The 12,103-nt window shown below is 53.8% G+C and carries 10 protein-coding genes; 1 reads left to right on the top strand and 9 read right to left on the bottom strand.

Translation table 11 applies throughout. The features are described from left to right. Window positions 1–68: 68 nt before the first annotated feature. The 8 genes from Q8W24_RS16495 to Q8W24_RS16460 form a co-directional block, all read right to left on the bottom strand. Window positions 69–311: a hypothetical protein gene (locus Q8W24_RS16495; RefSeq protein WP_305475985.1), complete on the bottom strand. Its 243-nt coding sequence runs from the start codon at window positions 309–311 to the stop codon at window positions 69–71. Window positions 312–322: 11 nt separating this feature from the next. Continuing rightward, window positions 323–2,149: a TIGR03545 family protein gene (locus Q8W24_RS16490; RefSeq protein ID WP_305475983.1), complete on the bottom strand. Its 1,827-nt coding sequence runs from the start codon at window positions 2,147–2,149 to the stop codon at window positions 323–325. 5 nt (window positions 2,150–2,154) lie between these two features. Continuing rightward, window positions 2,155–2,661 (bottom strand): TIGR03546 family protein, encoded by a 507-nt coding sequence (locus Q8W24_RS16485; protein ID WP_303434839.1) that lies wholly within the window; start codon window positions 2,659–2,661, stop codon window positions 2,155–2,157. Between the two features lie 179 nt (window positions 2,662–2,840). Further along, window positions 2,841–5,951: an efflux RND transporter permease subunit gene (locus Q8W24_RS16480; RefSeq protein WP_303434841.1), complete on the bottom strand. Its 3,111-nt coding sequence runs from the start codon at window positions 5,949–5,951 to the stop codon at window positions 2,841–2,843. 13 nt (window positions 5,952–5,964) lie between these two features. After that, window positions 5,965–7,104, bottom strand: a complete 1,140-nt coding sequence (locus Q8W24_RS16475) for an efflux RND transporter periplasmic adaptor subunit (RefSeq protein ID WP_303434843.1) — start codon at window positions 7,102–7,104, stop codon at window positions 5,965–5,967. A gap of 270 nt (window positions 7,105–7,374) precedes the next feature. Continuing rightward, window positions 7,375–7,893 (bottom strand): DUF4124 domain-containing protein, encoded by a 519-nt coding sequence (locus Q8W24_RS16470; protein WP_305475981.1) that lies wholly within the window; start codon window positions 7,891–7,893, stop codon window positions 7,375–7,377. Between the two features lie 54 nt (window positions 7,894–7,947). Then, window positions 7,948–9,705 carry a single-stranded-DNA-specific exonuclease RecJ gene (gene recJ / locus Q8W24_RS16465; RefSeq protein ID WP_305415653.1) on the bottom strand — a complete coding sequence of 586 codons (1,758 nt, stop codon included), beginning with the start codon at window positions 9,703–9,705 and terminating at the stop codon, window positions 7,948–7,950. A gap of 56 nt (window positions 9,706–9,761) precedes the next feature. Continuing rightward, a complete protein-coding gene (locus Q8W24_RS16460; RefSeq protein ID WP_305451738.1) occupies window positions 9,762–10,610 on the bottom strand; it encodes a DNA ligase in 849 nt (282 codons plus the stop codon). A 188-nt stretch (window positions 10,611–10,798) separates the two neighbouring features. Here Q8W24_RS16460 and folK point away from each other — a divergent pair, with 188 nt between their 5' ends. Further along, entirely contained in the window at window positions 10,799–11,224 is a 426-nt protein-coding gene (gene folK / locus Q8W24_RS16455; protein ID WP_305475980.1) for a 2-amino-4-hydroxy-6-hydroxymethyldihydropteridine diphosphokinase, read from the top strand. Here the strand turns inward: folK and Q8W24_RS16450 are convergent. Further along, window positions 11,203–11,931 (bottom strand): SDR family oxidoreductase, encoded by a 729-nt coding sequence (locus Q8W24_RS16450; protein ID WP_305475978.1) that lies wholly within the window; start codon window positions 11,929–11,931, stop codon window positions 11,203–11,205. The genes folK and Q8W24_RS16450 overlap by 22 nt on opposite strands. Window positions 11,932–12,103 lie beyond the last annotated feature (172 nt).

Raw genomic sequence — 12,103 nt, 5'->3', positions numbered from 1 at the left:
CATTCGTCGCCTTGCCCTGAACAACGGCAACACTCGCGCAGAGCCGTGCAGGATTAAATGGATGTCCCCTACAGGTTAAATGTGCGGCTGATATCGGGGTGCAGCCGCAACGCCTGACGCAAGCCGATCAGTTGCTGAATCGTGTCCGGCAACTGCGCCAGAGAGCCACGGTGATCCACGACCAGCAAGCTGAGCGATGGCAAGACCAACAGATCCACCCAATCATGAGAGTGGATAGCCGCAGCATCAAGCCAGTCCACAGACTGGCTGACGGCCACCGCAGATAATGACCCCGGAATGGCAGCAGGCACCGTCATTCTCCCTAAAACAAACTCTTCAGTTTGTCTTTGGCTTGCTCTTTCAGCTTGGAGGCTTCTTCATCGGCCTTGGCACTGGCCTCGTCTTTGGCTTCCTGCTTTTGCTGGGCGACATAGTCATCCAGTTCGGCACGGGCCATATCTTCCAGTTGCGCCAGCTTGTCCGTTACCTTGCCATCGGCATTATTCAGCGCCTGCAAGTCATCAGCATAAGGACCGGCGTATTCACTGATTTTGTCGTCCAGTTTGCTTTGCAGCGTGGCTTCCAGCTTGTCTTGTTGCTCGCGCAAACGCTGATTAAAGGCGGCACTCAGCTGTTGATCGATATCCGAGCCAAATTCCAGCGATGGACTGATCAGATCACCATTGGCACGGGCGTCGATGGTGAATTGCTCAACACTGGCCAGTGCCAGGGCCAGTTCTTTGGCAAACAGGGTCTGGCCGCTGCTGTTGAACGTCGCCTGTCCGAATTGTCCTTCCAGACGGGAAGACAACTGATCCCGTCCTTCACCACTGGTGATCTGCGCCATACCTTGCAACTGTCCCATGGCGGATTCCAGTTGCGCATCACCCAGCCCAAGATTAACGCTGTCCAGCTGCCAGTCGGTAACGGCCAATGTCAGGGTGTCGCGCCCGACAGCCTGGCGGTGATCAATCACAATATTCAGTTGCAGCGCCTCAACCTCGTCAAGGCCAGCACCATCGATATCGATACGAGCAGGACGACCCAGTACCGCTTGCTGATGCGTCAGGTCGGTACCACTGATAGCCAGGTCACCGGCATCGGTTTCAGCACTGATCGCAGTATGGCGAATCAGGAATTCAGGCCAGGGGTTACTGGTCGGGAAATGGATATAACGACCGTCAGGACGCTGATACTCCGGCTCTTCATCCGAGTTATCAGATGCCAGGTAGGGTTTGATTTTTTCATACCAATACAGTGCCTGGGTTGCCCATTCCCCCGTTTGGCTGCCAAATAACAAACCACTGAGATTGGCTGCCCCCTGGGCATTGAGCTGGTATTTGTCGCGAATACTGGCGAGGTCTTCACCGGGTGCCGCTTTCAGATCCTGCAAACGCTGGGTGACTTCGACTCGTGTTTCACCAATCAGGTCCTTGGCCGTATTCAGGGCTTTTTTATCAGCCTTGAACTGCTCCCGCAAAACCTCAAGCCGTTGCTTGCGTTGGTTAAAATCCTCCAGCGAGGTGATCTTTTCTGTTGTCAGGGCGGTTATTTCTGCCTGATATTGTTTCAGTGCAGCTTCGTCCGGCACATTATTCAACGCGCTGTCCAGCTGCTGCTGGCGACGGTCAAAGGTTTCGGTAAACGCCTTGCCTGCGGCTTCTGTCTGCAAGGACTCCCGGGCCAGAATTTCTTCTGCCGATGGCAACTGACTGATCAGCTCTTCTGCCATACCGGGTTCTTGCTTCGCACCGTCGCCACCACTGGCAGACGAAGCGGATTTCTCCAGTGCGCCGGAGGTAGTCCGGGCGGTATTAAAACGCAGTGTGTTAACGCTCAGTTCATCAATAATGCCTTTTCCCATCAATAAGGGGCCAAGGTCTACGGTAGCCACGGCTGACTCGAATTCCAGCAGGTTTTCCATCGGCTTGTCGGCATTGGCGACCGTTAGATGACGTAATTCGAAACCAAGCGGCGACAGGCTCAGTGACACATCATCGACGTTTACCTTGGCTCCGGCGGCACTGCTGCCGACTCCTTCGATGGCCATTTTGACCAATGGCCCAGCCGCTAATAAAAAGAACGCTGCCAATAGCGCAACAACGGCAGCGAAACCCAGCAAGCCAGACCAGCGAATCCATTTCAACATATCGGTTACTCCGCCACTGCCTGGTAGATGGAATAAAACTTCGACGCTTTCAGCGCCTGTACGATTTTGAGCTTGCTCACCCAGGTCATCACCCGGCTACGGTATTGCTTGATCAATACCTGCATCACCACAAACAACGGAGCCATACTGACCACCGCAATAACAAAACCACCCAGCGTCAAGGTGTGGTTAAAGCCCATCAGCCGCCAGAAATCACTCTGATACAGCGCAGTCCAAAAGTCGATCAGCGCCGGATTCGCCAACAGGCTTTCACCCAGACGCACGGATAACGGATCAACCAGCATGGCCGCAAGTGAAAACAACGCCAGACCAAACAGGAAACCTGCAATATTGGTACGGATCAGCAAGACCAACAGCAAGACCAGCAAGTTGTGTAGTCCCCAGAATGGCGTCAGTGCCACCACCAGCGACAAGCAGACGGCCAGGGAGATTTGCCAGGGCGAGGTTTCAGAGTTCAGAGCTTTCAGCAGGTTGGCCAACATACTCAACATAAGCAGTTCCTTGCGGCGGGTGCAGAGAAAAAGAAGAAGCGCGTAGTGTTGCGCCAATATAAAACCGGGCGGAGGATAAATCCACCGCCCGGCTCCAGATGCCTGTTAATCAGGCAAATCATACGGGAATGACAAGCAGCTGCACTTGTCATTCACCGACGATGTTTCAGACCCAAGAATCAAGTCGTTTTCTTGTTACCACCCATCCATTGCGCCATCTTCATCACCAGCACATAAAACAGCGGTACAAAGAAAATAGCCAGGAAGGTCGCACTGAGCATGCCACCAATCACGCCGGTACCGATTGCCTGACGGCTCGCTGCGCCCGCTCCGGTACTGAGTGCCAGAGGTAACACCCCCAGAATAAAGGCCATGGAGGTCATGATGATTGGCCGTAAACGCAAGCGTGCCGCTTCCGTTGCCGCCGCAACCAGAGGTTTGCCTTCTTCATGCAGTGCTTTGGCAAACTCTACAATCAGGATGGCATTCTTGGCTGACAAACCAATGGTTGTTAACAGGCCCACCTGGAAATACACGTCGTTGGCCAAGTCTCGGCCGTACGTCGCCAGCAAGGCACCCAGAATCCCTAATGGAACAATCAGGATAACCGCAAACGGCACCGTCCAGCTTTCGTACAATGCTGCCAGACACAAGAAGACAACCAACAGCGACAGCGCATAAAGCATCGGCGCCTGGGAACCAGCCATCCGCTCTTGATACGACATCCCCGTCCATTCAATACCAACACCAGGTGGTAATTTGGCCACAATCTCCTCGATCGCTACCATTGCATCCCCGGTACTCATACCCGGTGCAGCCTCCCCTTGAATATTAACCGCAGGGACACCGTTGTAACGTTCCAGTCGTGGCGAGTTGTAGCCCCAGTAGGACGTGGCAAAGGAACTGAAGGGTACCATTTCACCAGTGTTATTACGGACGTACCACTTGCCAATATCTTCCGGCAGCATTCGGGCTGGAGCATCCGCCTGGATGTAGACCTTTTTCACCCGGCCACGGTCCATGAAATCATTGATGTAAGCCGAACCCCAGGCCGTACTGAGCGTGCTGTTTACATCACTGACACTGAGCCCCAGGGTTTTGACTTTTTCATAATCAATGTCGACGTGGAAAACAGGCACATCTTCCATGCCATTCGGGCGTACCCGCACCAGACGAGGGTCCTGTGCGGCCATTCCCAGCAGCATGTTGCGAGCCTGTACCAGTTTGTCATGACCAATATTGGCCCGGTCTTGCAACATCGCGTTAAAGCCGGTTGCGGTACCCAGTGCAATAATAGGCGGCAGATTCAGAGGATAAATAATCGCGTCTTTTACCTGACTTAATGCCCCCCATGCCCGGCCAATCACAGCACCAACCGATTGATCAGGCGACAGCCGCTCTCCCCATGGTTTCAGTTTGACAAACGCCAGACCCTGGTTCTGGCCACGACCGGTAAAGCTGAAGCCGGAGACGGTAAAAACAGAATCTACCGCCGGTTCGTTCATATAGTGCTCGTTGAGCTTGTCCATGACTTCGTGGTTACGTTCCATTGTCGCACCGGCTGGCAACATCACCAGGTTCAGCAGGACACCCTGATCTTCATCGGGCAAGAATGACACCGGCAAACGCACATAGACCACGGCCATAACAACCAGCAAACAGCCATAAATCAGCACCATACGAATCGGCGCTCTCAAGGTACGCGAGACACCGCCTTCGTATTTATCGGTCGCCTTGCCGAACAAGCGATTGAACAAGCCAAAGAAGCCTGATTGGCCATGCCCTTCCTTGTGTGGACGCAGCATGGTCGAACACAATGCCGGAGTCAGGGACAAGGCCACCAGTACCGACAGTCCCATCGCCGAAACAATGGTTAACGAGAACTGGCGATAAATAGCCCCGGTTGAACCGGACATAAAGGCCATGGGTACAAAGACCGCCGACAGCACCAGAGCAATACCGATCAGAGCGTTGGTAATCTGGCGCATCGAGCGTTTGGTGGCTTCTTTGGGAGACAAGCCTTCTTCTTCCATCACCCGCTCAACGTTTTCCACCACCACAATGGCGTCATCCACCAACAAGCCAATGGCCAGCACCAGACCAAACATGGTGAGTGTGTTAATGCTGTAGCCAGCCAGCGCCATGATGCCAAAGGTTCCCAGCATCACCACAGGTACCGCAATGGTCGGAATCAGAGTGGCCCGGAATTTACCCAGGAACAGGAACATCACCAGGAATACCAGTACCACGGCTTCTATCAGGGTATGTACCACTTCTTCAATGGATATTTTTACGAACGGTGTGGTATCGAAGGGATAAACAATTTCCAGCCCCGGTGGGAAAAACGGCTGCAGCTCTGCCAAACGCTCACGTACAGCCGCTGCCGTATCCAGTGCATTGGCACCACTGGCCAACTGAATCCCCAGGCCGGTGGCCGGTTTGCCATTATAACGACTGTCGACCGCATAGCTTTCGGCCCCCAGTTCCACTCTGGCAACGTCTTTGACCCGCACCTGAGAACCATCCCGATTCACCTTGATCAGAATGTTTTCAAACTCTTCCACGCTTTCCATGCGCGTCTGGGCAATGATGGAAGCATTCATCTGCTGGTTCTCAATCGCCGGCAAACCACCCAGTTCACCCGCGGGAAACTGGCTGTTCTGTTCGGATACAGCCTGACGCACTTCCAATGGCGTCAGACCATAAGCGGTGAGTTTTTCCGGCTGCAACCAGATCCGCATGGAATACTGGGCACCAAAAACCGTGATGCTACCCACACCCTGAACCCGGGACAGCGGATCTTTCAACTGTGCGATACCGTAGTCAGCCAGGTCGTTCCTGCTCATGCTGCCATCACCAGAGACCAGGCCAACCACCATCAGGAAGCCGGTGCGTCCCTTGCTCACGGCCACACCTTGACGCTGCACTTCTTCTGGCAACAAAGGCTCGGCCTGTGACAATTTGTTCTGTACCTGAACCTGGGCAATATCCGGGTCCATACCTGCGGCAAAGGTCAGTGTAATGGTCGCCCGACCAGAACTGCTGCTGTTGGATGACATATACAGCAAGCCATCCAGACCAGTCATATTCTGCTCAATTACCTGGGTCACACTGTCTTCCAGCGTCTGCGCGGAAGCACCTGGATAGGTTGCCTCAATGCTGACCGCCGGTGGCGCAATGGTCGGATATTGCTGAATCGGCAGGTTCATAACGGCCAGGCCGCCCGCCACCATAATCATGATGGCAACTACCCAGGCAAAAATAGGCCTGTCGATAAAAAATTGGGCCATAATCCGCTACTCCTTACTGCTCTGCCGGGGCATTAATGAGATTAGGAGCAACGGTTGCACCTGCTTTGATCTTCTGAAGCCCTGCGACCACGACTTGCTCATCGGCCTGCAAGCCGGACTGAATCAGCCACTGATCCCCCACCGCACGGGTCACGACAACCGCTCGTGGCTGAACCACGTTATCGGCACCCACCACCATAACGGTTGTGGTACTGTCGGGGTTGCGGGATACCGCTTGCTGTGGCACCAGAAGAGCATTCTCAACCTGGTCATAGGCGATATTGGCACGCACAAACATACCCGGTAATAACAACCCGTCGGTATTCTCGAACAGGGTCCGGATATTCACTGTACCGGTTCCCTGATCCACGCCGACATCGGTAAACTGGATCTTGCCGGTCTCGGCAAACGTCGTCCCATCTTGCAACGACAAGGATACGTCCTGTGAAACATCAGCCGACTTGATACCCATCACTTTAGTCGCCGGACTCTGCACATCCACATAAATCGGTGAAATCTGGCGAATCACGGTCAAAGCACTGTCTTGAGCATCAGAAACCAATGCTCCTTCGGTAATGCTTGAACGTGAAATCACACCGGAAATCGGTGCAGTGATCTTGGTGTAGCCCAAATTGATTTCGGCACTGCGAACAGCGGCTTCCGCCAGTTTGATTTGTGCTTCAGACTGTTTCCAAAGCGCTTCGGAATCATCCACATCCTGACGACTGATGGCAGATGTACGAGACAACTCCTTGTAACGTTCTGCTTTTAGTCGCGCACTGTAGGCATTGGCTTCTGCTACCGCCAGCTGTGCTCGGGCACTGGCCAGTTCAGCTTCGTAAAGTGTAGGGTCAATTTGGTAGAGCTTGTCACCTGCCTTGACCGTGGCACCTTCATTAAAAAAGCGTTTGAGAATAATACCGCTGACCTGCGGGCGGATCTCAGCCACCCGATAGGCCGTAACACGCCCAGCCAAGGTATCGGTCAATTCAAAGGATTGTGGTGCCAATTGCACAACATCCACGCCAGTAGGTGGCATTTGTGGTGCCGCCGCAGATGCCTGCTGCTCTTCCTGACAGGCACTGAGGGTTAAAACCAATGCGGCCAAAAGTGGGAGTTTGAGGTAACCCGAACCTGCCTGATGTCTTCCCATACTGTCCTCTTATATCAACTGAAACGATGCTATCTGCGGCGGTTACGAATCTGCCTGGTTCTTCAACCTGTCAGATTACCTTCCCGACACGAGCCAGCACGGCTATGTGTTCCGAATTGCGGCATTGTGGTGTAGTCCCGGTGAAATGACTAGGGCAGCAGACGGAATGAATTGTTGGCATGAGAGCAATAGTTATTCTTAGTTGTGATTACTCTGACAGCCCCTGCTTTTTTACAAACACCACAGGAGACAACGCCCATGGCAATCAGCCTAGCCGCAGTATTCCTTGATCTTGTTACGATAGTTGTTTTTCTTGTCACGCTTTTTGAGCGCATCATCAATATTATCGCTCAGGGTTTTACTGGCCTTGCGGTATAAATCGCGGTATTTGGCACAACGCTGTTGCTGCAACTCCCGGCTTTTCTGCTCTGCGGCCACACTGTTTGCCCGTGCGGTTTTGGACACAGCACCGCTGTCAGACGCATAAGAAGAAGGTGACCAGCCCTGCCTGTGCGCTGGCGGACTGGTATATTCCGATATTGGCTGCAGCTCAACGGTATTGGCCTCCACCGCATCATCGACCGGCAGCGCATCGGAAAAATGCACACGCCCGTTATCATCGCGCCACTGATAAATCTCCGCCTCGACATTACCACCCCAAGTCAGAATCAGCAGCAACATCAACCCCAACAATGCGTGATAACAGGCTTTCTGATTGCTGTCCTTGCTGGCCGCACACGTCGCCAGGCATTTGTTTTCAGAGGATATGTGCTCGTTCACTGGAGCCATCCTGGCCCTCCTTGCCATTCCTGGCAGTGATACTTCCTTGTTTATAACCCCGGCTCAGCACGCTGTGGATATATGACTTACCAACAACTGTACACTTTGCCGACCACGAAATTCATTAACATCCAGCTGATAAACCAGCTCGACCCGATCAACTGGAGACGGCCATTGCTTGGGGTCGACATTAAAACAAATGGCATCCAACAGTACATCGCTGGCTTCTGGCTGTACCAGCATCTTCAAATGCTTTTCACCCACCAGACGCTGTTGCTGCAAATGAAAAACACCAGTAAAAACCGGCGCAGGAAAGCCTTGCCCCCAAGGGCCAGCCCAGCGCAGCTGTTCCGCCAGAGTCAGTGTCAACTCGGAAGGTTGCAGCTGACCATCCACATCGGTGCGCTCTGTCAAGTCATCGGCACTTAACAACTGCTGGCATATCTCTGCAAATGCCTGAACAAAGGCGTCAAAACCACCCGCGACCACGGTCAAACCCGCCGCCATCGCGTGTCCTCCAAACTTGGTCATCAGGTGAGGATGACGCTTGTGTAACAAATCCAGCGCATCACGCATATGCAGCCCGGCGATCGAACGGGCTGATCCTTTTAGCTCCCCGGTATCCGCCAGAGCAAACGCAATCACGGGACGATGGATTTTTTCTTTGACCCGAGAGGCCAGAATGCCGATCACGCCCTGATGCCAGTCACGATGAAACAAACACACCCCGGCAGGCAAGGTCTGGCCATGTCCGGGCCGGGCGCTACCGACTGGTTTCATATCCAGTGCTGCCAGAAAACGTTCAGCATCGGCAGTCATCGCCGCCTCTATCTGACGCCGGTCGCGATTCAGTTCATCCAGCTGCGCGGCCATCTGTAACGCCAATGACGGTTCATCACACAGCAGGCATTCAATGCCCAATGCCATATCATCCAACCTGCCGGCAGCATTCAACCGTGGCCCAACAGCAAAGCCAAAATCCGCCGACACCACCCGCGCCCGATTTTTACCCGCGACCTGTAGCAGGGCTGAAATCCCGGCGATGGTGCGGCCGGCACGAATACGCCGCAACCCCTGCTCCACCAGAATCCGGTTATTAAGATCCAGTGGCACTACATCGGCCACTGTCGCCAGTGCCACCAGGTCAATCAGCTGTACCAAGTTTGGCGGCTCCATGGCTTTTGAAGCAAAATAGCCATTCTCGATCAAGCGGGCCTTGAGTGCCAGCATCAGATAAAAAACCACGGTACAACCACAGGCCGCCTTGCTGGGAAAGTCACAGCCCGGCTGGTTCGGATTCACAATCGCGGCGGCATTCGGCAGTTGGTCAGCGGGCAAGTGGTGATCGGTCACCAGTACTGGAATACCGTATTGCGTTGCCGCCCTGACGCCCGCCATCGCCGCAATGCCGTTATCAACCGTCATAATCAAGTCAGGCCGCCGAGACACCGCCACTTCTACCAACTCGGGGGTCAGGCCATAACCAAAATCGAAACGATTAGGCACCAGATAATCAATACAGCTGGCACCCATCATCCGCAAAGCCCGGATCGCCAGCGCCGTACTGGTGGCGCCATCAACATCAAAGTCACCCACAATCAGCAAGCGCCGCTGTTGCTGGATCACCGGCAGCAGCAAGTCCACCGCTGCCGCGATACCTTTCATCGAGTGATAAGGCAATAATTGCTGCAACGACAACTGTGTTTGCTCAGCAGTAGTAACACCACGAGCTGCGTATACACGCTGCAACACTGGTGGAATCTGCTCTGCGGATTCGAATTGCCATGAGGCGGGTAACTGCCGTTGTACTATGTGAACCATCGGTTGCTCACTGTGCTTTGCGCAAAGCCATGAGTCTAGCACGACCATTACTCGACCTACTCTTTTTGCCGGACTCGGACAAAACGGGCGAATCTCGGCAAACCATGGACGGTATAGCCACTAAAAGCATAAGTGACCCATGTGCCAACCGCCGGGGGATTTTGACGTAACGCATCGGTCAGACCAGAGCCCAGGCGAATTTCCCGGCCGTCATCAATTACCACTCGCAGGGCACCGGTCATTCCCTGATATTTACCGTTACCAGGGACATACCCCACCACCCGGCCTTCGGCATCCTGCCAGAGTTTGTACTTGAGCAAATCATCGCTACGGTGCGCCTGATAAAGCGACTGGCGGCGTTTCAACATCAAGCCTTCACCACCCGCCGCTACCACCTGTTTGAGCCTGGCCTGCAATGCGGCCCGGTCGTTCACCGTCTCTTGCACAACCGTTTCCAGATAAGGCGATTGCTGCCTGGCAACCAGCGCCTGCAACAGGCGATAGCGCTCTTCAAACGTGGCTGGACTGGCGGGTAAATCCAGCGCCATAAAACGCATCGCTCGCCAGGCATCTTCCTGATCACGGGTAGATCGTACCAGTTGACTGACCTGTTCAAACGCCCCCCGACCCGCCCACAATTCACCATCCAGAGGCTGTGATGGTAATTCACTCAGGAACCAGTCTGGAGCATGGATCATCAGGCCACTGCGACTGAGCAACTGCTCACCATCCCAGTAAGCGCGTACGCCATCGAGTTTTTCACTGACCAGATACGCCGCCGGGCTGAGTGTCTCTTGCCAGGTTTTGGCCAACATCAAAGGGGGAGCACGATCACCAAATGCCGTTAAAGGGAAGGCACTCAGAACAAGCGCCAGAATCAATCCAACCAGCCAGATCATATCCATATCAGCCTCCTTGAGGTATTCCGTCTCCTCTTCAGCAGGCTATTATTTAGCCTCAGCTCGATCAGGATGAACAGTAGCAATTATTCCAACAAGGTCACTTTTTATACACATGATTGTCCGCGGAATGACTTGACAGCAACGGCAGAGGTTTTCCATTCTTATCCAACTTTTTATTGGCGGGAGTTTTTATGGCGTTTTATCTGCTCGGACTGGGTAGCAACCTGGATCCGGACACACATCTGCCACTGGCACGTCAGGCGCTGAACCAGCACTTTGAACTACTGGCCACCTCTCCAGCGCTGGAAACCGCACCCGTTGGCGATACTTTCCACTACACGTTCAAAAACCAGCTGGCGGTTATCCGCACCAGCCTGACTGCCATTCAGGTCAAAGACATTCTGCTGAATATCGAACGTACGTTAGGCCGAGAAGCCAAGTCACCAGCTCGTAAACTCAAGGATCGCACCATCGACCTGGACATTCTGGCCGAAGCTGATGCCGCCCCTCAGTGCCTCAGCCAAGCATTGGATGACAGTTATTACCGACTGGTACAAAAAACCTGGCAACCATTATTATCCGCAGATAACCCGTCTCAATCGTTGGTGAAAGTCTGATCGTACCGATTGGCCACAAAACGACCGCCATCAACCCGCATCACCGAGCCGGTCACCGCCTCATTATCCAGTAAATAATCACACGCCTTGGCGATAGCCCCGTAACCCAGCTCATGGGGGATCAAGGATTGGGATAATACCCGCTGACGATATGCGGCATCGTGATCAGGCAAAAAACGGATCGGCCCCGGCTGAATGACATTGACCCGCACCTGTCCCGCCAGTCGCTGCGCCATACTAAGCGCCCAGTTTTGTAACCCGGCTTTACTGGCACAATAAGCACTGAAACGCTGGTTCGGAATATCGGCATAAATATCAGCCAGCACCACCATAGCCGCCCCGGTATTCCAGCGCTGCTCCAGAGCCTGGGTAATCAAGGCAGGAGCCATCACATGGACATTCAAATGGTCTGTCAGATGCGCCGCCTGCTCAGCCAGAGAAATACCACTCGCAGCATCCGGCACAAAACAGGAGGCATTATGAATCACCGCATCAAATGGTGGCTGCTGTTGTAACTGCTGACACATAGCCAGTGTCTCTGAGGTGTTGGCCAGATTGGCTTGTAACAGTGACAATTCGCTATGCTCTGGCAACTCGCTGACGGTATTGTAGTGGGCAACGACTTGCCAGCCCTGCTGTAAAAAATGCAGCGCCAGCGTTTTACCCAATCGCCGTCCCGCCCCGGTAATCAGCATTCGTTTCGACATAATATTCCCCATTAGACACTGGCATCAGCTTAGCGAGGTTGCTATCAAATACAACGTGCTGCCCGTTCGTGCCCAACCGTCGGTATCTCACAGGCATAAAAAAACCCCGCCCTGCATGGCAGGACGGGGTATTTCGTTTAAGAGCTTGACGATGACCTACTCTCACATGGGG

The sequence above is a fragment of the Oceanobacter sp. 4_MG-2023 genome, from assembly GCF_030689165.1.
GTDB lineage: Bacteria > Pseudomonadota > Gammaproteobacteria > Pseudomonadales > Oceanobacteraceae > Oceanobacter.
The sequence above is the reverse complement of the archived record's forward strand: the minus strand, read 5'-3'. Positions and strand labels throughout refer to the sequence as shown.